Source organism: Halobacterium rubrum (assembly GCF_021729015.1).
In the GTDB taxonomy this organism is placed as follows: domain Archaea; phylum Halobacteriota; class Halobacteria; order Halobacteriales; family Halobacteriaceae; genus Halobacterium; species Halobacterium rubrum.
Genome location: NZ_JAJQQZ010000002.1, coordinates 566,688 through 591,457, shown reverse-complemented (window position 1 = coordinate 591,457; position 24,770 = coordinate 566,688). Strand labels below are relative to the sequence as shown.

At 68.4% G+C, this 24,770-nt stretch carries 21 protein-coding genes and 1 tRNA gene; 5 read left to right on the top strand and 17 right to left on the bottom strand.

Features of this window, described 5'->3' with window-relative positions:
• Positions 1-32 precede the first annotated feature (32 nt).
• Positions 33-1,610, bottom strand: coding sequence for a S8 family peptidase (locus LT971_RS10515; RefSeq protein ID WP_237006878.1), 1,578 nt, complete (start codon positions 1,608-1,610; stop codon positions 33-35).
• 134 nt (positions 1,611-1,744) lie between these two features.
• Between LT971_RS10515 and LT971_RS10510 the strand changes: the two genes are divergently transcribed.
• Genes LT971_RS10510 through corA form a run of 3 tightly spaced genes read left to right on the top strand, consistent with a single transcriptional unit; the run spans position 1,745 to position 3,485 of the window.
• Positions 1,745-2,227: a deoxyuridine 5'-triphosphate nucleotidohydrolase gene (locus LT971_RS10510; RefSeq protein ID WP_237006877.1), complete on the top strand. Its 483-nt coding sequence runs from the start codon at positions 1,745-1,747 to the stop codon at positions 2,225-2,227.
• Between the two features lie 38 nt (positions 2,228-2,265).
• Entirely contained in the window at positions 2,266-2,505 is a 240-nt protein-coding gene (locus LT971_RS10505) for a hypothetical protein (RefSeq protein ID WP_237007046.1), read from the top strand.
• Positions 2,502-3,485, top strand: a complete 984-nt coding sequence (gene corA, locus LT971_RS10500) for a magnesium/cobalt transporter CorA (RefSeq protein ID WP_237006876.1) — start codon at positions 2,502-2,504, stop codon at positions 3,483-3,485. Before LT971_RS10505 ends, corA begins: the two co-directional genes overlap by 4 nt.
• A 54-nt stretch (positions 3,486-3,539) precedes the next feature.
• Here corA and LT971_RS10495 read toward each other — a convergent pair whose 3' ends face one another.
• A complete protein-coding gene (locus LT971_RS10495; RefSeq protein ID WP_237006875.1) occupies positions 3,540-6,068 on the bottom strand; it encodes an efflux RND transporter permease subunit in 2,529 nt (842 codons plus the stop codon).
• 178 nt (positions 6,069-6,246) lie between these two features.
• On the bottom strand, positions 6,247-6,840 hold the full coding sequence (locus LT971_RS10490) for a DUF7504 family protein (protein WP_237006874.1): 594 nt from the start codon (positions 6,838-6,840) through the stop codon (positions 6,247-6,249).
• A gap of 135 nt (positions 6,841-6,975) precedes the next feature.
• Here LT971_RS10490 and arlG point away from each other — a divergent pair, with 135 nt between their 5' ends.
• Complete coding sequence (gene arlG, locus LT971_RS10485) at positions 6,976-7,434, top strand: archaellum stator protein ArlG (protein WP_237006873.1); 459 nt, start codon at positions 6,976-6,978, stop codon at positions 7,432-7,434.
• A 429-nt stretch (positions 7,435-7,863) separates the two neighbouring features.
• Here arlG and LT971_RS10480 read toward each other — a convergent pair.
• The 8 genes from LT971_RS10480 to LT971_RS10445 form a co-directional block, all read right to left on the bottom strand.
• A tRNA-Ala gene (locus LT971_RS10480) sits at positions 7,864-7,935 on the bottom strand.
• 144 nt (positions 7,936-8,079) lie between these two features.
• The gene (rpsJ, locus tag LT971_RS10475) at positions 8,080-8,388 is read right to left on the bottom strand and encodes a 30S ribosomal protein S10 (protein ID WP_237006872.1); all 309 of its coding nucleotides are present in this window, start codon (positions 8,386-8,388) and stop codon (positions 8,080-8,082) included.
• Between the two features lie 3 nt (positions 8,389-8,391).
• Positions 8,392-9,657, bottom strand: coding sequence for a translation elongation factor EF-1 subunit alpha (gene tuf, locus LT971_RS10470; protein ID WP_237006871.1), 1,266 nt, complete (start codon positions 9,655-9,657; stop codon positions 8,392-8,394).
• A 174-nt stretch (positions 9,658-9,831) separates the two neighbouring features.
• Positions 9,832-10,773 carry a homoserine dehydrogenase gene (locus LT971_RS10465; protein WP_237006870.1) on the bottom strand — a complete coding sequence of 314 codons (942 nt, stop codon included), beginning with the start codon at positions 10,771-10,773 and terminating at the stop codon, positions 9,832-9,834.
• Positions 10,770-11,291: an amino acid-binding protein gene (locus LT971_RS10460; protein ID WP_237006869.1), complete on the bottom strand. Its 522-nt coding sequence runs from the start codon at positions 11,289-11,291 to the stop codon at positions 10,770-10,772. The genes LT971_RS10465 and LT971_RS10460 overlap by 4 nt, the downstream gene beginning before the upstream one ends.
• A gap of 260 nt (positions 11,292-11,551) precedes the next feature.
• Entirely contained in the window at positions 11,552-13,738 is a 2,187-nt protein-coding gene (locus LT971_RS10455; RefSeq protein ID WP_237006868.1) for an elongation factor EF-2, read from the bottom strand.
• Positions 13,739-13,881: 143 nt separating this feature from the next.
• Positions 13,882-14,601, bottom strand: coding sequence for a bacteriorhodopsin (locus tag LT971_RS10450; protein WP_237006867.1), 720 nt, complete (start codon positions 14,599-14,601; stop codon positions 13,882-13,884).
• The gene (locus LT971_RS10445; RefSeq protein ID WP_237006866.1) at positions 14,594-16,231 is read right to left on the bottom strand and encodes a methyl-accepting chemotaxis protein; all 1,638 of its coding nucleotides are present in this window, start codon (positions 16,229-16,231) and stop codon (positions 14,594-14,596) included. The genes LT971_RS10450 and LT971_RS10445 overlap by 8 nt, the downstream gene beginning before the upstream one ends.
• 151 nt (positions 16,232-16,382) lie before the next feature.
• On the opposite strand from LT971_RS10445, the gene LT971_RS10440 reads away from it, so the two are divergent.
• A complete protein-coding gene (locus LT971_RS10440; RefSeq protein WP_237006865.1) occupies positions 16,383-17,147 on the top strand; it encodes a DUF5781 family protein in 765 nt (254 codons plus the stop codon).
• Between the two features lie 24 nt (positions 17,148-17,171).
• On the opposite strand, the gene LT971_RS10435 is transcribed toward LT971_RS10440, so the two are convergent.
• From LT971_RS10435 to LT971_RS10410, 6 genes are all read right to left on the bottom strand, one after another.
• A complete protein-coding gene (locus LT971_RS10435) occupies positions 17,172-18,548 on the bottom strand; it encodes a PQQ-dependent sugar dehydrogenase (RefSeq protein WP_237006864.1) in 1,377 nt (458 codons plus the stop codon).
• A gap of 194 nt (positions 18,549-18,742) precedes the next feature.
• Entirely contained in the window at positions 18,743-19,363 is a 621-nt protein-coding gene (locus LT971_RS10430; RefSeq protein ID WP_237006863.1) for a 30S ribosomal protein S7, read from the bottom strand.
• A gap of 3 nt (positions 19,364-19,366) precedes the next feature.
• On the bottom strand, positions 19,367-19,795 hold the full coding sequence (locus LT971_RS10425) for a 30S ribosomal protein S12 (protein ID WP_089668734.1): 429 nt from the start codon (positions 19,793-19,795) through the stop codon (positions 19,367-19,369).
• Positions 19,796-20,239: 444 nt separating this feature from the next.
• The gene (locus LT971_RS10420) at positions 20,240-20,665 is read right to left on the bottom strand and encodes a NusA-like transcription termination signal-binding factor (RefSeq protein WP_237006862.1); all 426 of its coding nucleotides are present in this window, start codon (positions 20,663-20,665) and stop codon (positions 20,240-20,242) included.
• Between the two features lie 2 nt (positions 20,666-20,667).
• A complete protein-coding gene (gene rpoA2 / locus LT971_RS10415) occupies positions 20,668-21,858 on the bottom strand; it encodes a DNA-directed RNA polymerase subunit A'' (protein ID WP_237006861.1) in 1,191 nt (396 codons plus the stop codon).
• On the bottom strand, positions 21,851-24,769 hold the full coding sequence (locus LT971_RS10410) for a DNA-directed RNA polymerase subunit A' (protein ID WP_237006860.1): 2,919 nt from the start codon (positions 24,767-24,769) through the stop codon (positions 21,851-21,853). The genes rpoA2 and LT971_RS10410 overlap by 8 nt, the downstream gene beginning before the upstream one ends.
• Position 24,770: the final 1 nt, after the last annotated feature.

Sequence of the window (24,770 nt, the reverse complement as noted above, 5' to 3'; positions counted from 1 at the left end):
CCGGCGCGTGCTGCGTCGCTGCTGGGGGTGCGTTACTGGTACTCCGTGATTGTCAGCGTGTAGTCGCCGCTGCCGCTGTAGGAGTCCACGAGCGCGTGCAGGTCCGCGGACGTGTCCGGGCTGTCGATGGTGATGGACTCCTGGGAGTCGGTCGTCCACGACCGGTAGTCGTAGTCCGACGTGGTCGGGCAGGCGTCGACGCCCGTGTTCGCGTACAGGTCGAAGTCGGCGTCCGACGGCCCGTCCAGCTCGAGGACGAGCTGGCTCGGGCTGGTGTACTCGTAGGCGTACGACCAGCAGTCGTCGTCCCAGTAACCCGACAGCGAGTCGGAGACGGTCGTCGACGTGGAACCGTCGCCACCGTCGTCGCCGCCACCGCCACCCGAGCCGGGCTCGGTGGTGATTGCGTTCCCGGCATCGACACGACCGGACCCCTGCTCGTCACTGGACAGGCCGACGTCGACAGCCGTGTTCTTCAGGTGGGATCGGAGCTCGGTGTTCGTGAGGTCCCACTGTGCGAGCGCGAGCCCCGCGACGCCCGCGACCACCGGAGTCGCCATCGACGTCCCCGAGATAGAGTCGTAGTCGTCGGCCGTCCACGTCGAGAGGACGTTCGTCCCCGGCGCGGCCAGCTCGATGTCGCTGCCGTAGTTCGAGTACGACGCCAGCGTCTCGTCGGGGTCGAGCGCGCTCACGGCGAGACACTCGCTGTACGCCGCCGGGTAGGAGACAGAGCCCTGGCCGTCGTTGCCGGCCGCCGCGACGACCAGCGAGCCGTTGTCCGTCGCGTACGAGACGGCATTCTTCATCGTGTCCGTGTAGCCGCCCCCACCGAGCGAGAGGTTGATGACCTCGGCGCCCTGGTCGGCCGCCCACGTGACGGCGTCGGCGATGTCCGACGTGGAACCCGAGCCCTCCTCGGAGAGCGCGCGGCCGGACAGCAGGCTGGAGTTACCGATGCCGGTGACGCCCTCGCCGTTGTCGATCTCGGCGGCGGCGATGCCGGCGACGTGCGTGCCGTGGTACTCGTCGCTGAGTACGTCCGGATACGGGTCGCTGTCGTCGTCGACGAAGTCCCGCCCGTAGTTGGACACGGACCCGTCCATGTTGCCGTCGAGGTCCGGGTGGTCGTACTTGACGCCCTGGTCGACGACGGCGACAGTGACGTTGGAGTCGCCGAACGTCGTGTCCCACGCCTCGGGGGCGTTGACCTGCTGGTCGGCGTACTGGTCGTCGTAGCGCGGGTCGTTGGGCATGAGCTGCGCCCGGAACTCGACGTTCTCCTCGACGTACTTGACGGAGTCGGCGGACTCGAGCCGTTCGACGAAGTTCTCGTGGGCGGGCTCGGCGGCGTTCTCCGGCAGGCCGACGACGGTCGTGTTCAGCGTCTCGTTCGTGCCGAGGGCTTCTTCCTCGCCCGTGAGGTGCTGCTTGACGTACCCCTCGGGGTCGTCCTCGACGCCGGAGACGCCGACGATGTACTCGCGGCGGTCGGAGCCCTTCCCGTCGCCCGACTTGCCGGCACCGGCGCCGACGAAGGCGACGGACCCGGCGGCCGCACCGGCTGCTGTCAGGAAGCTGCGCCTCGTGAAGTTGGTATCGTCTGCCATCCCACACGACAGACCCCCGCACACCCACTTATTATTTTTTAGTGTTTTTCGTAAATTAGTTCTTTGAGAACTGTAATAAACCGGGTTGGGGTTGGAACCGAAAGCGCTACCCGGTCCCCAGCGAACCCACAGCCATGTACGAGAGCGGTGCGTTCGTCGCCGACCACGTCGACCCCGTCGCGGCCGAACAGGTCCAGCCCAACGGCGTCGACCTCACCGTCGAGGCGGTGCTCGAACAGGTCGAAGCCGGCCGCATCGGGACGGACGGCAAGACCATCGGGGCACGCGACCCGGTCGAACCAGACGCCGGCGAAGACGGCGACGTCTTCGTCCTCCAGCCGGGCGGCTACGTCCTCCAGTACGCAGAGACCATCTCCATCCCCGAAGCCCACGTCGGCTTCGTCTACCCCCGGTCGTCGCTGATGCGGAACTCCTGTATGCTGAACTCCGCCGTCTGGGACGCCGGCTACACCGGCAAGGGCGAGGGACTCCTCGAGGTCCACCACGAGGTCGAACTCGAGCGCGGCGCGCGCGTCGCCCAGCTCGTGCTCGCCGACGCCGACCACGCCGCCACCTACGACGGCAGCTACCAGGGCGAGCGGACCCCCGGCGAGTAGGGACCGGGCTTTTTGCCGGTCGGGAGCGAGCCGCAACCATGAACCGGACGCGCAGTGCCGGCGTCGCGCTCACCGCCGCGGGCGTCGCCGGCTACCTCGCCGGCGTCGCGACGCCCTATCCGGGCCGGGCGTTCACCGTCACGGCCGTCATCGTGGGCATCACACTCGCCAGCATCGGCGGCGACGGCCGCGACGAGGGCGACCGCGAGCAGACGACCGGACGACAGGACGACGAGGAGGAAGCGGACGGCGGCGGCCGGGGGGTGGCGGGGTCGTGACCGTCGACACCGTCGTCTTCGACACCGACGGCCACGATTCGCGCGACGACCCGGTGGACGCCCGCGACGACCCCGGCACCACCTGGGTGCGGGTCGTCGACCCGGACGAGGACGAACTCGACGAACTCGCAGCCGGCTACGACCTCCACGCACTCGAAGTCGAGGACGTTCGCGGGGACGTCCGCCCGAAGGTCGAGGAGTTCGACGACCACACGTTCGCGCTCGTGAAAGCCGCCTCGCTGCGGCACGGCGACGTCGCGTTCGCCGACGAACTCCGCGCGCTCACGGTCGGGTTCTTCTTCGGCGACGACTGGCTGCTCACCGTCGAACCCGAGCGCGTCGACGCCATCGACGCCGTCCGGGCGCGCGTGACCCGAGAGGACCCCCGGCTGCTCGCCAACGGCCCGGACTTCACCGCCTACCGCGGCATCGACCGCATCGTCGACGACTACTACGGCATCCTCGACGACATCGAGGACGACATCGAGGCCGTCGAGAACGAGGTCACGGCGGCCGCCGGCGACGAGAACCTGCTCGAACGCATCAACGACCTGCGCCGGGACCTGCTGTCGGTCCGCCGGCTCCTCTGGCCGACGCGGGACGCCGTGGGCGTGCTCGCGCGCGGCGACCCGGCGCACGTCCAGCCGTCGACCGAGAAGTACTACCGGGACGTCTACGACCACCTCGTCCAGCTCGTCGACCTCACGGAGACCTACCGCGACCTCGCCAGCGGCGCGCGCGACATCTACCTGAACGCGCTCTCGATGTCCACCAACGACGTGATGAAGACGCTGACCGTGGTCGCGACCATCATCCTCCCGCTGACGTTCGTCGCCGGCGTCTACGGGATGAACTTCTCGGGCAGTCCCCTGAGCATGCCGGAACTGGGGTGGGCGTACGGCTACCCCGCCGTGATGGTGGGCATGGCGGCGACGGCGGGGATTCTGCTGGTGTACTTTCGCCGCGAGAGCTGGCTCTGAGCGACAGGCCGGGGGTGGCGACAGCGGGCGCGAACTGTCGCCCGTGCTGTCGGGTCAGTCGTCGGCGGGCGCGGGGGCAGCGCCGCCGACGGCGGCGGTCGCGGCGTCCGGCGCGTGCGCCGCCCAGAGCGCGAGCAGGCTCGGGAGCAGGTAGACGGAGACGACCAGCGACGACGTGAGCGCGAGCGTCACGAGCACGCCGAAGTCCTGGAGTAGCGGGATGGGCGTCAACAGCAGCGCCAGGAACGCGCCGACAGACGTGAGCGTGCTCCCGAGGAGTGCGCCGCCGGTGCCCGTGGTGGCCTCGACGAGCGCCTCGTCGACCGACAGCCCGGCCGCGTACTCCTCGGCGAACCGGTCGCTGACGTGGATGTTGTAGTCGATGCCGAGCCCGATGATGAGGCTCAACAGCAGCGCCGTGTTCACCGTCAGCGGGACGTTCAGGACCCACATGCCGGCGACGACGAGCGCCGTGACCATCCCGATGGGGATACTGGTCACCAGCCCGAGCGTCGCGCTCCCGACCAGCAGCCGGTAGACGGCGGTCAGCAGGACGGTGACGCCGGCGAGCGCCAGCAGCATCGTCTCGAGGATGTTCGCCGAGAGGATGTCGCCGACGACGACGCTCAGCGTGCCGCCGCCGACGCCGACCACGGAGACGTCGCCGCGTTCGACGGCGTCCGAGAGCGCGAGTACGGCGTTGCCCTGTTCGACGGTGCTGGCGTCCGGCCGAATCGGCACGACGACGCGCACGGACTGGTAGCCACCGTCGGGCGTCCGGTCGACGACGCGGCTGGCGCGGTCGGGCGCCGCCTCGTAGAGCGCGTCGTAGACCCCGGCCACGTTCCGGTCCGGGACGCCGTCGCCGTCAGTGTCGGCGTCGGCGAGCGTCTCGGCGACCGCCTCGTCCTCGGCCGCGACCGACGACAGCACCGTCAGCGGGGAGACGACCGGGACGCTGCCGCCGCGCTCGAGCACGGGGTCGTAGTCGCCGGCCGCGTTGGTCACGCGGTCGACGGTCGCCAGCACAGCGGGGTCGGCAGCCCCGTCGGGATGTTCTATCAGTATCGTCGACCGCGTACGGTCGGCCTCGTCGGCCGCCCGGTACGTGTCGTCGACGTAGTGGCGGTTCTCGCTGTACGCGGAGACCTCCCAGCCGACCGGGTCCGGGAGGTTTTGCTTCCACTCGGCGACCTCGACGTCGGGCTCCTGGAAGGACTTCCGTTCGAGGTCGCCCCAGGCAGCGCCGGCAGCGGCACCCGACACGACGGCGACGACGAGCACGACCGGTGCAGCGCGGCGCGCGAGCGCCGCACCGCCCGCCAGCAGGGGTTCGAGCCGCGGCGTCTTCCCGAGCGCTCGCTTCCGGCGGTCGAACCCGAACCGCTCCAGCAGCGAGTCCAGCGTCACCTTCAGCGCGGGGACGAGCGTGACCGACACGACGAACGTCGACAGTACGCCGAGCGTCACGCCGTACGCGAGGTCCTTGACCGTGCCGAGATCGCTCGTGGCGTTGGCCATGAAGCCGACGGCGGCAGTCAGCGTCACTAGCGTCAGCGCGACGGCGACCGACGACAGCCCGCGCGCCATCGGCGGCCGGATCGCTTCGTCGCTGCCGCGTTCCTCGCGATGCCGCATGAACACGTGCAGCCCGTAGTCGACGCTCAGCCCGACGATGAGCACCGGCCCGACGACGATGGTGAGGCTGGCAGGAATGTCCAGCCAGCCGAGGATGCCGAACATCCAGACGACCGACACCACGACGCCCGTGAACCCGACGAGGACGTCGACGAGGTCACGGTACGCGAACGCCAGCACCACGAGGATGACGAGCAGCGAGATGGGGACGACGAACTCGACGAGTTCGGGCAGCAGACTCACGGCGTTCGCCGACGCCTGCTCGCCCACGGTGAACACCTCGGCGCTGCCGTACTCGCCGGTGGCGTCGTAGAGCGCCGCGGTGGCCGCGGACCGCTCTGCGTCGCCGTCGGCGGCGAGCTGGAACACCACCCGGTGGCTCTCGGCGCTCGCCGTGCCCGGCTCGTAGTCAGCCGGGAGCAACGCCAGCGCCGGCGAATCAGGCGAGAGGACGGACTCGACGAGCGACTCGACCTCGCGCTCGGACGCCGCGGCCAGTGCGGCCTGCTGGTCGGCCAGCGACGCCGACTGGTCGCCGGCCGCGCGCTTCGCGACGAGGTTCGCCACGCCCTGCACCGGCCGGTCGCCGAGCGCCGCGGCCAGCGACTCGTTGTCCAGCGCCGCACGCTGGTACTCGAGGGACGCCACGAGTGCCTCCTTCGACAGGGCGTTCCCGTCGTCGCCACCGTCGACGCGCACGTACGCCGACGCGGGGCTCGGCCCGTCGCTGCGGTCGCTGGTCTCGTTGACGTACGCGGACTGGATGTAGCCCTGCTTCTGGACGACTTCTGTGTCCTCGCCGATGCTCGACCCGCTGGCACTTCTGTCGAGGTTCAACTGCGTCGCGCCCGCACCGATGCCCGCCGTCAACACCAGCATCGCGACCACGACGGCGACGCTGTGCTCGGTGACGACGCCGAACGCACGCTCGAGGAACCGACTCATCGCCGACCACCTCGCCGCCTGTCGCCGGCGACAGTGGCTGGGGTGTGTGTCTGAGGGGGGACCATACCTGTGACGGCGGCCCGCCACGCTATTAAACGCGACTCGCTGTCGCAGCCCCGGCGACACCGACCGGTCAGCCACCGCCAGCGTCACTCACGGGGGCGGGCGCCGGCAGGCGTCAGGCGCGTTCGTCGAACAGCGGCGAGAACGTCTCGGTGACGTGCTGTGGCACGGCGTCGGTGTCCAGTGAGACGACGACTCGCCCGCCGGCCTCGTCGGCGCGCGCCACGAGTACGTGCAGGAACCGGAACGCCACCTCTGCGTCTGTCGCGTCCACGATACTCTCGAGGCCGTCGACGTACACTGTCGGCTCGCGGCCCGTCCACTCGTGGAGGTACTCGTGGACGATCGCACCGACTTCGCCGACGTCACGCTCCGAAGCCACCGTCTCGACGACCGCTGTGTCCACCTGCGTCGGTACTCCAGCGTGGCTGTCGCCCGCGTCGCCGGGTGTCGACTCGGTCCTCGTCGCTACCGCGGCGCTGCGCGTCTTCTCGCCGGCGCTCACGGCGACGGCGCACTCCCGGTCTATCCCCCACCGTTCGAGCCACGTCTCCGCGTCGAACGAGTACGTCACCCCCACGACGGTCGACGGGTCCCGAGGGTCGCCGTCCGCCGCAGTGACGTCCGGCGACGTCACGAGGACGGCACTGGCTCCCCCCGGCGTGTCTACTCCCCCCATGCTGGTCTCTATCTCGGACTTCTTAACCATCCAAGATAAATCTTGTCAAATACTACCCCAGGCAGACCCACACCAATCGGCACGCCCGACAGACGAACATTCAAGCCAGTCGCGTGGCAGTACACCAACGATGGCACGAGCAGCGGCCACCGAGGTGCGTTCCTGATGGCGTCCGTCTCCTCTGCCCACCTCGTGTTGTTCATCGCGGCCATCCTGTTCTCCGCCGCCCTCGCCGGCACCCTCACCGAGAGCGCGAACAGCCTCGGCGCGAGCATCGAGGACGCCGCCGACGCCGATGCCACCCGGACCGCCACCGCCTTCCAGATCGTCAGCGACGACGACGCTCCGAGCGCCGTCTACGACGCCGACACCGAGACGCTCACCGTCCTCGTCAAGAACACCGGCGACACCACCATCCCCAGCCAGCCCGACGACGTCACCCTCCTCGTCGACGGCGCCTACCAGACCGACACCCAGACCACCGCCCTCGACGACGACCGCTGGCGCCCCGGCACCGTCCTCCGCGTCCGGACGAACGTCACGCTCGCCCCGGACACAGAGACCCGGGTCGTCGTCGACGCCAGCGGCCACCGCGACTACTTCGTCTTCACCACCCCGGCCTGACGAGGCGGCCAATCCCGACTGGTCGAACCGTACTCGCAACGACGGACGAGCGACACGCTGGTCGCTCGTCGCGTCGGCTCTCGAGAAGCATAGACTCGCTGGGATCCCCGTGAGCGCTGCGAGGCGCTTCGCGCCTCGAAATGTGCGAACGGCACAGCCGTGAGCACAGCGAACGGGGAGCCTGCGAGGGAATGACTGAGCGAACGAAGTGGGCGAAAGAATGGACTCGCTGGGACTGAGCGAACGCTGTGCGTTCGCGAGGGTCGCCAGACCTCCGGTCTGGCGGGATTTGAACCCGAAGGAAGACGGACCGCTCGCTTCGCTCGCGGTTGCGACTTCCAGGGCTTCAAATCCCGACTCGCCGCGCCGCACTCGCAACGACGGACGAGCGACACGCTGGTCGCTCGTCGCGTCGGTTCTCGAGAAGTATGGACTCGCTGGGATTTGAACCCAGGGCCTCTTCCTTGCGAAGGAAGCGATCTACCCCTGATCTACGAGCCCGAACGAGAGCGGGCGAGTGGTGTAAACAGCGAGGTCGATTGTCGAAGACCACACGTCCTGAGGAGGCGGACGGCGGCCCGCCGGGTGTGTGGTTCCGAGCGGAAACCGCGCCGCCTGGCCGTCGCCGCTACCGGGGGCGACAGCTCAGTCTTCGAGGACGATCTCGATGTTGACGTCGTTGGGAACCTGAATCCGCATCAGCTGGCGGAGCGCGCGCTCGTCCGCGTCGATGTCGATGAGACGCTTGTGGACGCGCATCTCCCAGTGCTCCCAGGTTGCGGTCCCCTCACCGTCGGGGGACTTCCGGGACGGCACTTCGAGGGTCTTCGTCGGGAGCGGAACCGGACCGGACACCTTCACGCCGGTCTTGTCCGCGATCTCCTGGACTTCGCCACAGATGTCGTCGAGGTCGTCGGGATCGACGCCGGCGAGACGAACGCGTGCCTGCTGCATGGATTAGGCTTCGTCGACGCTCAGGACCTTGCCGGCGGCGATGGTCTGACCCATGTCGCGCACGGCGAAGGAGCCGAGTTCCGGAATCTCGGAGGACGGCTCGAGGCTGAGCGGCTTCTGCGGGCGCACGGTGACGACCGCAGCGTCGCCGGACTGGATGAAGTCGGGGTTCTCCTCCTGAGTCTCGCCGGAGGACGGGTCCATCTTCTTGTCGATGGACTCGATCGTACACGCGACCTGCGCGGTGTGCGCGTGGAAGACCGGCGTGTAGCCAGCCGTGATGACTGACGGGTGCTGCATGACGACGACCTGCGCCTGGAACGTCTCGGCGACCGACGGCGGGTCGTCGGCCGGGCCACAGACGTCGCCACGGCGGATGTCGTCCTTGCCGATGCCGCGGACGTTGAACCCGACGTTGTCACCGGGCTCGGCCTTCGGCACTTCCTCGTGGTGCATCTCGATGGTCTTGACCTCGCCACCGACGTCGCTCGGCTGGAAGCTGACGTTGTCGCCGATGTTCATGACACCGGTCTCGAGCCGTCCGACGGGGACGGTACCGATGCCGGAGATGGTGTAGACGTCCTGGATCGGGAGGCGCAGCGGCGCGTCCGTCGGCGGCTGCGGCTCCGGCAGGTCGTTGAGGGCCTCGAGCAGGGTCGGGCCGTCGTACCAGGGAGTGTTGTCGGAGTGGTCGGAGACGTTGTCGCCCTCGAACGCGGAGGTCGCGATGAACTTCGCGTCGTCGGGGTTGAAGCCGACCTGACCGAAGAGATCCTTGACGCCGGACACAACTTCGTTGTACTTGGACTCGTCGTAGTCGACGATGTCCATCTTGTTGACGGCGACGATGAGTTCGTCGATACCGAGCGTCCGCGAGAGGAAGACGTGCTCTCGTGTCTGGGGCGCGACGCCGTCGTCGGCTGCGACGACGAGGACGGCGTTGTCGGCCTGGGACGCACCGGTAATCATGTTCTTCACGAAGTCGCGGTGGCCAGGACAGTCGACGATAGTGAACTCGTACTCGTCGGTGCTGAACTCCTGGTGGGCGATGTCGATGGTGACGCCTCGCTCACGCTCTTCGGCGAGGTTGTCCATGACGTAGGCGAACTCGAAGCCACCCTTGCCCTTCTCCTCCGCTTCTTCTTTGTGCTGTTCGATGACGTGCTCGGGTACGCTCCCCGTTTCGTAGAGGAGGCGCCCGACCATCGTGCTCTTGCCGTGGTCGACGTGGCCGATGACGGCCAGGTTCTGGTGTCGTTCGTCGCTCATTGTCTAGTATCGCGCGAAAGGCGCGCTCTGTGGGAATCATTCGGCAGTTCGCACTAAAACCATTTCGGTACGTGCTCAGCAGTTCCTCGCCGCCGTCTGGGGGTTAGTGAGAACACCTAGCACGAATCGGGGGTGGGGGTCGTCATCCGGTTAGTACGTGACTACCACCGGCTGTCACGGCAGCCGGTCGACGTCGGCCAGCACCGCCGACGCCGTCGCTGCACCGCCGGCGCCCTGCCCGGAGAGGTTCAGGCGGCCGGCGTGCTCGGTCTCCAGCTGGACGATGTTCGTCGTCCCGGTCACCGCCAGCGTGCCGTGTTCGGGGACGAGCCGTGGCCCGACCCGGACGCCGTCAGCGGTGACTTCGCCGACCAGCCGGACTGTCCGGCCCTCCTCGGCGGCGAGGTCGAGCGCCGACGGCGGAATCGACGTGATGCCGTCCACGTCGACGTCCGCGAGGCTGTACCCGCCGTCGTGGAGCACGTTCGCGAGAATCGCACACTTCAGTGCGGCGTCGGTCCCGTCGACGTCGAACGTCGGGTCGGCCTCCGCCACCCCGAGGTCCTGGGCTTCCGCGAGCACGTGCTCGTACTCGAGGCCCTCGGCGGCCATCCGCGAGAGCACGAAGTTCGCCGTACCGTTCAGGACGCCGCGGGCGGCGTTCACGCGGCTCGGGCCGACGCCCTCGACGGTCGCCAGCACGGGAATCGCGCCGCCGACCGTCGCCTCGAACCGCAGGCTGCCCGCGCTCTCGTCTGCGAGCGCGCGCACGTCGTCGTAGCGCTCCGCCACCGGCCCCTTGTTCGCGAGGACGACGTGTCGGTCGGTCTCGAGTGCGCCACGGACGTGCCCGAAGCCGGGTTCGGCGTCCCCGAGCGTGGTCGGTGTCGCCTCGACGAGCACGTCGTAGTCGGCCGACAGCGCGTGCGCCGGGTCGCCGTCCCCGACCACGCCCTCGTCGCGCTTGCGTGCGAGCACCGCTTCGGAGTCGACGCCGTCGCCATCGACGACTGCGCTCCCGGAGTCCGCCACCGCCGTCACGGTGTGGCCGTACTCGGCGGCGAGGTCGACGACCGCGCGGCCGACCGCACCGGCGCCCAGCACTGCGAGCTTCATGCGTCCCCCACGAGCGGCTCGACCACGTGCAGGTCTTTCTCGGCCGCCACGTCGCGGACGGTCGCCAGCGCGTCGCCGGCGCCGCCAGCCTCGACGGCGAGCCGAAGCCGGGCGCTGGCTTCGTCGTCCACGCCGGGCTCGTCGGTCAGCGTGAAGTCCACGACCGACGCCGCCCCGCACTCCTCGACGGACGCCAGCACGCCGGAGAGGTCCGACGCGACGAGGTCACCGACCAGCAACACGGTCACCGCCTCCCCGTAGTGTTCGGCGTCCGCCGCGATGACGGTGACGCCGGCGTCCCGGAGCGCCCCGACCACGTCCTCGAACTGTTTCGGCGGACACTCCAGGTCGACCTCCACGGGGATGCGGCCGCGCGGCGTCAGCGACCCGCGCTCGTGGAATATCGACAGGAGGTTCCCGCCGTTCTCGGCGATGGGGGCGAGCGCGCGCAACAGCTCCCCGGGCTCGTCGACGAGCTCCAGCCGGAGCGTGTGCGTGCGGTTCGCGGGCTCGCTCACCGCGACGCCACCCCCGAGGCGGGCGCGCGCGCTCCGACAATAATTGTTGTCGGCCGCGAGCGAGACTGCGGTCGCTCCGTGCCGACTCCGCGACTCGTGGCGCGCCTGCCTGCGAGCATACCCCTCTCTCCGGCGGCCGTCCGGTATAAGCCTTCGGCCGGGTCAACTCCTGCCGGCGTTCACAGAGCAAGTAGCTGGCCAGTACGAAAACGATGCAGCGAACGGAGAGCGCCGCAGAGAACCGTGGAGACGGGAACGGTCTAGAAGTGGTCGATGCTCCCGGGCAGTTCCGTCTTCATGCCCTTGCGCTCGCGGATCTCCGTGATGATCTCGCGCTGGAGGTTGTCGGCCATGACGCGGAAGCCGGCGTTCTCCGTGTTCCAGGACGCCCGACCCTCGGTGGCCGAGCGGATGTCACTGGAGAAGCCGATCATCTCGTCGACGGGCGCGATGCCCTCCACGACCATGAGGTCGCCCTCCTGGTACATGTCGTCGACGCGGCCACGGCGACCCTGAATCTCGCCGGACGCGGCGCCCATGTGCTCGGACGGGACGTCGATGCGGACGTCCTGAATCGGCTCGAGCAGGCGGATGTCGGCGTCGATGAGCGCTCGGTGGACCGCGTCTCGAGTCGCCGGGATGACCTGTGCCGGACCGCGGTGGATGGCGTCCTCGTGGAGGCGCGCGTCGTGCAGGCGGATGAGCGCACCCTCGACCGGCTCGGCGGCAAGCGGGCCGTCCTCGAGCGAGTCGGTGAGGCCGTCGACGACCAGCTCCATCGTCTCGTTCAGGTGCTGGATACCTTTCGTGTCGTCGATGAAGATGTTGCGGCCGATGATGTTCTCGACGTCCTGGGAGGTCTCCTTGTCCATGCCGGCCTCCTGCAGGACCTCGCGGCGCTCCTGCTCGGGCATGTCCATCGACACCTCGCCGAGGCGGAGCTGCTCGAGCACCTCGTCGCCGAGCTGCTCGATGGTGATGTAGAACTTGTTGTGGCGGTTCGGGGAGACACCCTCGACCTCCTGGGAGTCGCTGGTCGGCGTCTCGCGGTAGACGACGATCGGCTCACCGGTCGTGACCGGGATGCCCTGGTTGCGCTCGATGCGCTGGGTCTGGACTTCCAGGTGGAGTTCGCCCTGCCCCGAGATCAGGTGCTCGCCAGTGTCCTCGTTGATCTCGATGGAGATCGTGGGGTCCTCCTTGGAGACCTGTCGCAGCGTCTCGATGAGCTTCGGCAGGTCGTCCATGTTCTGTGCCTCGATGGACTTCGTGATGACCGGCTCGGAGATGTGGTCGATGGACTCGAACGGCGTCATCTCCACGCTGGAGACGGTGGAGCCGGCGATGGCGTCCTTGAGGCCGGTGACGGCGGCGATGTTCCCGGCGGGGACTTCGTCGACCTCCTCGCGCTCGCCACCCATGTAGATGCCCACGCTCTGCACGCGGTTCTTCCCGGCGGTGCCGGAGACGTACAGCTCCTGGCCCTTCTCGAGGGTCCCGGAGAACACGCGCCCAGCGGCGATCTCGCCGGCGTGCGGGTCCACACCGATGTCGGTGACCATCAGGACGACTTCGCCGTCCTCGTCGACCAGGCGCATCGACTCCGCGATCTCGGAGTCGGCGTCGCCACGCCAGACGGTGGGGATACGGCGGGGCTGCGCGTCGATGGGGTTCGGGAAGTGCTCGGCGACCATGTCGAGCACGACGTCCGACAGCGGCGTCTTCTCGTGGAGCTCCTGGCGCTTGTCGGCGCGCTCGAGGTCGATGATTTCGCCGAAGTCCATGCCGGTGCGCTGCATCGACGGCATCGAGACGCCCCACTTGTAGAGCGCGGAACCGAACGCGACGGTGCCCTCCTCGACGGAGACCGTCCAGTCCTCGATGTCGTCTTTCTCCTCGGTCATCCCGCGGATGAGCTCGTTGACGTCGCCGATGACCGAGAGCAGGCGCTCCTGCATCTCCTCGGGGCCCTCCTGGAGCTCCGAGATGAGGCGGTCGACCTTGTTGATGAACAGCGTCGGCTTGACGCCCTCGCGGAGCGCCTGCCGGACGACCGTCTCCGTCTGGGGCATCGCGCCCTCGACGGCGTCCACGACGACGAGAGCGCCGTCGACGGCGCGCATCGCACGGGTCACGTCACCGCCGAAGTCGACGTGGCCCGGCGTGTCGATGAGGTTGATGAGGTGGTCTTTGCCCTCGTACTCGTGGGTCATGGAGACGTTCGCGGCGTCGATGGTGATGCCGCGCTCCTGTTCGTCCTCCTCGGTGTCCATCGCCAGCTGTTCGCCGGCGGTGTCCTCCGAGATCATCCCTGCCCCAGCGAGCAGGTTGTCCGTCAGGGTGGTCTTGCCGTGGTCGACGTGCGCGGCGATAGCGATGTTCCGGATCTGTTCCGGGTTGTCCATCAGCCGTTCGCACTGTTCGACAATCTTCTTTCGTCGGCCCATTGGACATTCATACTGCCAGCGGGTTCAAAAGGATAGTGCTTTGCCGGTACTACGGCACCCCGAGACACGCAGTGTCACTCCGGAACACGACCGGTTCGGGGCGTGGGCCGGTTCGGTGCGTCCCGGCGTGTGGTGTGACCGGGTCAGTCGTCGTCGGCCGCGGTGGTGTCCCGACCGACAGCCGCCGTCGTGGCGGCATCGGTGACAGTGCCCAGCGCGTCGACGTTCGCGAACAGGAATCCGACGAATCCGATGCGAATCAGCACCGAGATGTACTGGTCTATGACGAGTGTCCCGAAGTCGTCGAACGCACCTGCGACCGAGAGGAACGCGAACGCGATGAGCATCCCGATGAGGAACAGCAGGAGGTTCCGAGCCTTCCAGTGGAGCAGCCGGCGTTCCTCGGCGACGCTGCTGCTCGCCGCCCAGATGCGGCCGCGGAACACCACGGCCAGCAGAACGTGGCTACCGACGACCACCGCGACACTGGCGAGCGCCACCAGCCCACCGTAGACCGGTGATGCCCAGAACGCCAGCACTTGCACGAACGGAACCACGGCGGCGAACGCGAGCAGCCGGTCGTCGACGTCGGCCAGCATCGCGGTGACGACCCACAGCACCGGGTACGCTACGGAGTCACTGAGGATCGCCGGAAGCGTGAGCTCGTAGCCGTTGACGACGGCGAACCCCACTCCGAGCGCCAGGAGGGCGCTCGAGACGGCACCGACGACGATCGGCAACGTTGCGAGCCGGAGGTACTGCTGGTGTGCTTCGTCCGCCCGCCGGAGGTACCGGAGACAGCCCACGGTAGCGACGACGTACACTGCTGCTGTCGCCGCGTGGACGACGGTCTCACTAATCATCGTCGTCACCCACGGGTGCGTCGACGGCCGTTCTGCTCGCCATGTCCATCCCCTCGGTGCCGGTGTCGTCGGCCACGTCTCGCGTCTCGAACGACGACAGCGCCGCCTGCAGTTCGGCCGTCCGGCCGACGAGCCCGTCCGCCCGTTCGCGGACGTCGGCCATCGTGTCGGCGGTGTCGTCGGCCGTCGCCGCGAGCCGGTCGGCCTGCTCTGCCACCTCGACGGCGCGCTCGCTGACGTCCGAGACCGACGCCGCGACCTCCTCGGTGGCCGCCGCGCCGTCGTCGGCGGCGTCGGCGATGTCCCCCATCGCAGTGTCGACCTCGTCGACAGTGTCGGTGAGGTTCTGGATGGTGTCGCCGGTCTCGTTCACCGTCGACACGCTCGTGTATATCTGTCCGCTGGCGGTCTCCATCTTCTCCGTGACCTCGTCGACGTCGCTGCGAGCGTCCGCGACGGTCCCCGAGATCTCGTCGATGGCGTCCTGGGTCTCCGCCGCGAGCGCCCGCACCTCGTCGGCGACGACGGCGAAGCCGTCGCCGTCCTGGTCGGCGCGCGCCGCTTCGATGTTCGCGTTCAGCGCGAGCATGTTCGTCTGCTCGGCGATGTCGTCGATGATGTCCGTCGTCGCCGCGACGTCGTCCATCCGCTCGTCGAGGGTGCCGACGAGCACGGCGAGTTCGCCGACGACGTCCTCGATCTCCTCGATTGCGTCGACGGCGTCGGTCGCCCGCTGTGCGCCCGTGTCGCCCGCCGCCGACGCCTCGCTGGCGCGCTCGGCCACCTCGTCGGTCGTCGCCGCTACCTCCTCGATGGTCGCCGCGAGGCTGTCCGCCTCCGACACGACCCGGTCGAGCTGGTCGGCCTGCGACTCGATGTCGTCGGCGAGCTCGCGGATGTCGGCTGCCAGCGACGCGTGCTGTCGTTCGACGTCGGCAGCGTCCTCGGCGACGGCCTCGCTGGCCGACTCGACGGCCGAAGCGAAGTCAAGCACCTCCTCGACGGTGCCGGACAGCCCGACGGCCATCTCCTCGTAGGCCGCCGCGATGCGCTCGATGGCGTCGACGTCGCGGTCGCCGTCCAGTCGGTGCGTGAAGTCGCCGTCGGCGGCCGCCGTCATCGCCGCACCGATCTCGTCGGCGCTCTCCAGCAACACCTCGTTGCGGCGTTCTGCGTCCGCTCGCGCGGACTCGGCGTCCTCGCGGGCCTGTTCGGCCCGTTCGCGGGCGTCCTCCGCCTCTGCCTGTGCCTGCTCGGCGTCGGCGAACGCCTCCCGGAGCGACACCCGCATCGCGTCGAAGCCGTCGGCCAGCCGCCCGAACTCGTCGTTCCGGGCGACCGCCGGGCTGGCGTCGAAGTCTCCCGACTCGATCGCGTCCGCCGCCTCGGTGAGCCGGCGGAGTTCGACGCTGGCGTTCCCCGCGAGCACGATGCCCAGCAGCCCGAGGTGGAGCGTGACCACGAAGGTGGTCGCCGACAGCGCTGTCAGCCCGGTCCCCTCCCCCCACGCTGCGTTCGCGCCGAACACGCCAGCGAACGCCAGCGTCGCACCGAGCGTCGCCGCCAGCGCCGCCCCGATTCGGCGGCTGTACTTCCGCCCGACCCAGTCCCCCAGTGTGTCCCCGACCATTGCTCCGCGGTTGTCGGCTCCTCTCGGATATAGGTTAGTAACCAGCTATCAACGCTGGAACTGTTGTTTTCGCTGCTCGGCTCGCGCGGCTACAGCGGGGGCTGCTGCGGTCGCAAGAGTCTTTGCCGCCACTCCCCTGTCAAGAAGTATCATGGAGTTGCGCGTGACCGGCGCCGGCCCGGCTGCCCCCTTTCTCGGCGCCCGCGACGTCTTCGAGACGAGCCACGACCTCGACCGCCCCGTCGAGGTCCGCGTCCGCGAGAACCCGGACGAGCGCACGTGGGCCGGCCACCACGACGACCACCACGTTCTCAACATCTCCCGGCAGGCCGCCACGTCCGCGATGGCGCGCGAACTCGCGCTCCACGAGTTCGCCCACATGCACCGCCACGAGCGCGACCACCCCAGCCACACGCTCTCGATGGACGAAGTGCTGTTCCTCGCGCTCACGGGCCGCGAGGTCGAACGCCGCGTCCTCACGCACTGCTACCAGATCGCCAACCACGTCAAGGACATCTACGCCGACGACATCACGCTCTCGGTCGGGCCGACGGACAAACTCCGGTCGTTCCTCGAGTCCGAGCTCGCGGCCGCCGTCGCCGACCAGCCGGTCGGCCGACAGCAGGCCGGCCAGCGCCTCACGGCCGGCGCCGACCCGTCGATGACCGCCGTCAACGCCGCGTTCGCCATCGCGTTGCTCGAACGCCACGACGCCCTCCCGGCCGACCACCGGCTGTACGACCTCGCGCACGCCGCCGGTCAGGACGCCCCCGGCGTCGACGTCGAGGCGTTCCGTCAGCGGTTCGTCGGCCTCGGCAGCGACCCCGACGAGAGCGAGTGCCGCCGCGGGCTCGTCGACGTCATCCGCGAGTACGTCGACACCCACGACACCACCACGGGCCCCGCTGCCGACTGACGGCTGGTCCGCCGGTCGCGGCGCTCAGGCCGGCGTGATGCGCACCAGCCGGTCGTCGCCGTCGACGGGGAACTCGTCGGAGCGCCCGTCCCGGTTCGACGTCAGCGCGTACAGCGCGCCGTCGGGCCCCTGCTCGACGTGCCGGATGCGTCCCAGTTCGTCCTCGAGGACGGTGTGGTGGACGGCGCTGTACTCGTCGTGCAGCCAGTCCGCGTCGAAGCGCTGGCCGCCGTTCGCCGTCGACGGCACCTCGCCGTCCGCCGGGTAGAGCGTGACGACGTTGATGCGCTGGGAGATGAGCCCGCTCACGATCAGGCGGTTCTGCCACGACGGCACCGCGTCGCCCGTGTAGAACACCGACCCTGACGGCGCCCACGTCTCGTCGGTCGTGTTCACGACCGGGCGCACGAAGTCCGTGCCCGCGTACGTGTCCGCCGTGCGCGCCCGCTCGCCCTCGACGTCCCAGCCGTAGTTCCCGCCCGCCGTCAGGACGTTCACCTCGTCGTGCCTGCTCGGGCCGTGCTCGTTCTCCACTGGCGTCGCGTCCGGCGTGAACGTGATTCCCTGCGGGTTCCGGTGGCCGTACGTGTACACTCGCGGGTCCCCGCCGAGGTCGGGGTTGTCGTCGGGCGCGGTCCCGTCCGGGTTCAGTCGCAGAATCTTCCCCGCCAGCGACGACGGGTCCTGTGCCAGCCCCGGCTTCCCGGCGTCACCGGTCGTCACCCAGAGGTGGTTCGCCGGCCCGAACGCGATGCGAGAGCCGTTGTGCCACTTCCGGCCGGGAATCTCGTCGACGAGCGTCGTCGGCGATGGCTCCCCGGTGCTCACGTCGTAGTAGACGAGCTTGTTCAGTCGGTTGTCGCTGTCTGACGGGTCCGTGTACGTGTAGAACGCGTACACCAGCGGCACGTCCGGATAATCCGGGTGGACGGCGATGCCCATCAGACCGCCCTCGCCACCAGTCGACCACCAGTCGCCGTCCTCGTCGTCGTCGATGGCGCTCTTCTCGACGATGTCGTCGGGCGACGCCACGGCCTCGACGGTCCCCGACTCGTACCGGAGTATCTGGCCGGGTCGCTCACTGATGAACAGGTCGCCGTTCGGTGCGAACGCCAGATCCCAGGGCACGGCGAGCCCGTCCACCACAGTCTCCACCTCGACGTCGCGGTTCGGTGCGTCCACGGGATGCGACCAGTCGGGGTCGTAGGCCGCCCAGTTCTCGACGTCGTGCGTGACCGAGAGGTCGTACTGTTCGTCGTCGACTGGCTCCACTGGCGTCTGCGGCGGCTCCGTCTCGGAGGGCGTCGCCTCGTCGGAGTCCCCCTGAGACAGGCAGCCGGCGACGCCTGCCAGCCCGGCCAGCCCAACGGACGCGAGGAACGAACGGCGGTCACTGCGCATACACGACCAGTACGTCAGGCCACCGTTAACTGTTTTCAGGTACGATAGCGTCGTCGCCACCGGCACCACTACTGGACCACCGCTGGCGCCACCTCGACGCCTACTCGCGGACGCAGTGCTGGTCGGTCGAGAGCGCGCCAAGCGGAATCACGCGAAGGCGAACCCGGCTCGGCGAGAAACGAGAACTGCCTGCGTCAGCGTGCCGCGGCAGCGACGCGTTCCTTCTCTTCTTTCTGCCCGATTGCGTACGTCTGGACGTTGTAGTCGGCCGCGCCGACGAGCTGGTTCGCCAGCGCCTCGGCAGCGTCCGTCGGCGTCTTGAACGACGACGAGTGTGCGCCGTCCGCGAGGAACTTCAGGGCCTGGTCGATGCGGCGCTGGGGCGCCGTGTCGACGGCCTGCGGGACGGAGATGCCACCGTACTTCAGGCGGACGGTCTCCTCCCGGGGCGCGGCGTTCTCCACCGCGCTCACGAGCACCTGAATCGGGTTCTCGTCCGTGCGCTCGTGCACGATGTCGAACGCGTCCTGAACGATGTTCAGGGCCTGCTGTTTCTTCCCTGCGTTCGCGCCCGTCTTCATCAGACGGTTCGCGAGCCGCTCCACGATGGACAGCTCGCTCTTCTTGAACTGCTTCTGGGCGTGGCGACCCATCGTGTGTGCGACGGGCGTCACGGCGAGGTAGCGTCGCGTGCTCGGGTCCTCGTAGTGGATGTCGGTGACGTCCCACTTGCCGAACAGCTTCGCGTTCGCGGCCATCTCCTTGTCGTCGGTCCCGGCCGGGGCGTCCGGCTCGGGGGCTTCGTCCTCACTCATGTGTTATCGCACCGGCTTCTCAGCGTTCCCGCGAACCAGTTCGATGAGGCTCACGCCGTTGACCTTCTCGACCTTGTAGTTCACACCGGAGAGGTCGCCCATCGCACGACCCTTCGCCCCACCGATACCGGCGATGGTGACCTCGTCGTGCTCGTCGATGAACGAGATGGCGCCGTCACCGGGACAGAACGCGGTGACCTGCTTCCCGTTCTTGATGAGCTGCACCCGAACGCACTTCCGGATCGCGGAGTTCGGCTGCTTCGCTTCGATGCCGACCTTCTCTAGTACGATGCCACGCCCCTGCGGGGCTCCCTCGAGGGGGTCGGACTTCTTGCCCAGCCCCCGCTCTCGCCGCGCGTACTCCGAATCGGACCACCGGCGCTTCTGGCGGTCCTTCTTGAGTTTGCGAGCGGCGTACTTGCCGTTCGTCATACAGCCGAATATCCCACGGAGGCACTTAAGCCCGACCTTTTGCACTTCGCGAGCGGCTGACGCCGCCCGCTCGGCAAAAGCTCGGTCAAAAGCGCCGTCGAACCTCGCTTCAGGGGTTCTCGTCGCCCGCGCCTGTGGCGCGGTGAACCGGCGACCGTCCGGGTCCTTCGGACCACTCGGTCGCCGGATGCTTGCCACACGGATCGACCAACCGGCTGCTGAGCATCGGCGAGCGAGCGGTTCGACAGAACCCGAGCGAAGCCGTTCACCGCGCGACCGGCGCGAGGTGCGAAGCGCCTCGGTCTGCGCGAACGGCGAAGCCGTGAGCCAGGGAGCGCGGGCTGACGAGCGACCAACGGGAGCGAGGAAGCTTTTAGCGTAGCTTTTGCCGAGCGAGGGAGTGTAGCGACCGAGCGCAGCGCAAAAGGTACGAGGTGAACGGTACTAGGTAAGCTGGATGTCGTCGATGCCGTAGTGGCGGTCGGCCAGCTCTTTGGCGGTCTCGATGTTCTTGCCGCCGGTGCCGATGGCGACGCCCTTGTCGTCGTGGGCGACCTCGGCGTACGCGACCGTGGTGTCGTTCTCGCTGATGGTGACGTTGTACACCGCAGCCGGGGAGAGGGCGTTCGCGACGAAGCCCTCGGGGGTGGGCGCGTCCTCGACGAGGACGACGCTGCGGCCGAGCGTGGCTTCGAGCTCTTCGACGCGGCTGCCGCCCTCGCCGATTGCCGACCCCATCTCGCCCGCGGAGACGACGTAGACGACGCGGTCGTGGTCGTCGTCGACGAGGCAGTCGACGGCGGTCGCGTCGGTCTCGTCCTCGAAGGCGGCGATGAGGCGGCGCGCCTCGTCGGAGAGCCGGACTGTCATCGCTAGTCGGACTCGGTGACGCCCATCCGGAGGTCGACGTCGCCGGTGCCGAGGCGCACGGGCTTCCCGACGATGACGTTCTCGATGACGCCGTCGAGGTCGTCGCTCTCGCCGTGGACGGCGGCGTCGAGCAGGTGGTTGACGGTGACCTCGAACGCGGCACGCGCGAGCACGGAGTCCTTGTTGCCGGAGATACCGTGCCGGCCGATGGACTGGATGGTGCCGTCGTTGGTCATGATGTCCGCGACCAGCATCAGGTGGCGGATGTTCACGTCGTCCAGCCCCTGCTCTTCGAGCGTGGTCATCGTCTCCTCGATGATGGCTTCGCGGGCGGCCTCGATGCCGAGGGTCTTGTGGACCTCGTGGATGTTGTTACACGAGGTCCGGGTGGCGTCGACGCCCTCGATCTTGAGGGCCTTCTTGAACGCCGACCCTTCGGTGTAGAGGACGAACTCCTCGCCCTCGTCGGTCTCCTCGCGGCGGATGACGACGCGGGTGACGTCCTCGATGCCCTTGAAGACGATGTCGCGGAGCTGCTCGACGAGCTGCAGGAGCTCGCGGTAGGAGGGCTCGCTCGGACCGAACTCGAGGACGGTGCCGTCCTGCGTGACAGTCACGCCGAGACTGCCCTCGATGGTTTCGGCGACCTCGCCGGCGATCTCGTTCGTGGAGTCGACGCGCGGCCACCGCTCCTGGAGCGTGTCCTCGTTGAGGTCGACGCGGACGACCATGTCCGCGACGTTCGTGGAGATGTCCCCGAGGGCGAGGATCTTCGTCGCCTCGATATCCCAGACGACCTCGTGGGCTTTCTCGCGTTCCTCGCCGAACTCGTCCTCGAGGAATACGGTCATGATCGGCGTGTCCGGGGTCTTCCGGGCGTCCACGAGCTCGATGAGCCGCGGCAGCCCCTGGGTGACGTCCATCTCCGCGACGCCCGCGTAGTGGAACGTGTTCATCGTCATCTGCGTCCCCGGCTCCCCGATGGACTGGGCGCTCACGGTCCCGACCGGGTCGAGGGGGTCGACGCGCGTGTCGAGGTACTGCGCCTCGACGGCGGTCGCGATTTCCCGGGCCTGGCCCTTCGTCACGTCGCGCTCCTCGGCGGTCGCGAGCACTTCGTCTTTCAGGCGGCGCGGGAGCTCGGTGTCCTCGATGACCTCGAGGACGCCGTCCGTGACGTCGAAGTTAGTCATCGGACTCCACCTCCCAGGCGGCGCCGTGCTCGGAGAGATTCGTCGGCGGCTCCTGCACGCCGAGGAACTCGGCTTTCTCGTCGTCGCTGTCGAACTCGGAGTTCAGGATGCGGTCGGCGACGTGGTCGACGTCGATGTCGACCTCGTCGTCGGAGGACACCTGCACGGGGCTGGTGCCGTCCTCGCCGAACTCGAACTGGACGATGGTGTCGCTGGTGTCCCGAACGGTGCCGTCGTACTGGGTCTCCAGCTCGGAGAGCGCGTTGATGAGCCGGCGCTGCAGGTAGCCGGACTTCGAGGTCCGGACTGCCGTGTCCACGAGGCCCTCGCGGCCACCCATCGCGTGGAAGAAGAACTCCTTGGGCGTCAGGCCGCTCGTGTAGGAGTTCTCCACGAAGCCGTGCGCCTCACTGGAGAGGTCGTTCGGCTCGAAGTGCGAGAGGGTTCGGTCCTCGTAGCCGCGGTTGATGCGCTCGCCACGCACTGCCTGCTGGCCGACACAGCCGGCCATCTGCGTGAGGTTCAGCATCGACCCACGCGCACCGGAGTTCGCCATGACGACCGCGGGGTTGTCCTCGGCGAAGTTCTCCTCGGCGACGTCACCCGCGGAGTCGCGGGCCTTGCCGAGCGTCTGCATGATCTTCATCTCGAGCGTCTCGTCGACCGTGCGGCCCGGGAGGCTCTCGAGGTCGCCGTTCTCGTAGGTCTCGATGAGCTCCTGGACGCGGTCGTACGCGGACTGGATGGCCTCGTCGATGCGCTCGCGGGCCTCCACCGAGACGGTCTCGTCGTCGATACCGATGGAGAACCCGAAGTGCATGATCGAGCGCATCGCGAGCGCCGCGACCTCGTTGATGAAGATGCGGGCGCGCGTGTTCCCGTGGACCTTCGTGATGGTGTCCACGATCTCGCCGCCGAAGCCGCCGACCTCGTCCTCGGCGATGGTGCCCTCGACGAGCTGGCCGTCCTCGATGACGACCGGCTCGCCGGTGGTCCCGGTGAACTCGAGGTTGAGGTCGTCGGGAAGCAGCTCGCTGAACAGCTGGCGCCCCTCCCAGTAGGGTTCGCCGGTGTCCTCGCTGATGCCGGCTGGGTCGGGGAGTTCGTCGATGCGGGTCTGGCGCAGCAGGTCGGAGGCCTGCGTCTCGTTGAACTGCGGGTTGTCGTGCGTGAGCAGGTACGTCCCCGAGATGTGGTCCTGAATCGCGCCGATGATGTTCTCGCCGAACCGCGGCGAGAGGATCTGCTCCTGGACGCGCATCAGCACGCGCGCCTCGGCCCGCGCCTCCTCGTTCTGGAGGGCGTGCATGTTCATCTCGTCGCCGTCGAAGTCGGCGTTGTACGGCGGACAGACGACGGTGTTCAGGCGGAAGGTCTTGTACGGCATCACCACGACCTCGTGGGCCATGATGGACATCCGGTGCAGCGACGGCTGCCGGTTGAAGATGATGATGTCGCCGTCGATGAGGTGGCGCTGGACCTCCCAGCCGGGCTCGACGCGCTCGGCGAGCTCCTCACAGACCTTCTCGGTGACGCGCACGCGCCGGCCGTCCGGTCGCGTGACGTAGTTGGCGCCCGGGTGACCCTCGGGGCCGTTGCGGACGTAGCGTCGCGCCCGCTCGAGGTTCTTCTCGTTGACGACCATCGTCTGGGTCATCTCGGTCGCCACACGGTCCGGCACCCCGACCTCGTTCAGCGAGAGGGTGGGGTCCGGGGAGATGACGGTCCGCGCGGAGAAGTTCACGCGCTTCCCGGAGAGGCTGCCACGGAACCGCCCCTCCTTGCCCTTGAGGCGCTGGGAGAGCGTCTTCAGCGGACGTCCGGAGCGGTGTCGCGCCGGCGGCGTCCCGCTGATCTCGTTGTCCATGAACGTCGTGACGTGGTACTGCAGCAGCTCCCAGAGGTCTTCGATGATGAGCTGTGGCGCACCCGCCTCGCGGTTCTCCATGAACCGCTGGTTGATGCGGATGATGTCCACGAGCTTGTGTGTGAGGTCGTCCTCGCTGCGCTGGCCGTTGTCCAGTGTGATGGAGGGTCGCGCCGTCACCGGCGGGACCGGGAGGACGGTCAGAATCATCCACTCGGGTCGGCTGCGTTCGGCGTCGACGCCGAGCGCTTCGAGGTCCTCGCCGGGGATGTCCTCGAACCAGTCCCGGATGTCCGACGGCATCAGCTTGTTCATGTCCTCGGTCGTGAGGTCCGCGCCGATGGCCGCCTCGATGGCCTCGCGGTCCTCGCGCCGCGGTCGGAACTCGCCGGAGAGGATTTCGTTGATCCGGCTGATGTCGATGTCGGTCTGCTCGGCGAGCTCCTGGGGGCTGATGCCCGCGTCGTCCTCGTCCTCGTCGGGCTGCATCGACGCTGCGATGCGCTCGCTGTAGTCCGAGGCCAGCACCTGCTGGACCTCGTAGTACGTCGTCGGCTTCTCGTGTTTGACGTCGTACTGGACCTCCCCGCAGTGCGGGCAGTGGTCCTTCTTCCGGGCCTCCCGGATGGCCGCCGTCATCACGTCGGAGACGTCCTGGCGCAGACTCTTGGTGCGTTCGAGGTCGTCGCGGTACTCGTCTTTCTCCTCCTCGGTGAGCAGGAGGTTCGCGCACTCCCGGCACGTCCCGCGCAGGAGGCGGCGGATGAGCTTCGAGAACCCGACGTGGATGACGGGCGCCGCCAGCTCGATGTGGCCGAAGTGGCCGTTACAGCTCCCCGAGCGCTGGCCACAGGTCTTGCACTCCAGACCGGGGTCGATGACGCCCAGCCGGGGGTCCATCAGGCCCATGTCGATGGGGAAGCCGTCGTCGTCGTACGTGTCCGCCGTGATGACCTTCGTGGCGGACATGTCGCGGTACTCCTCTGGGTCCATCAGCCCGAAGCTGATTTCGCCGATCTCCTTGGGGGCTTGTCCTGCACTCATG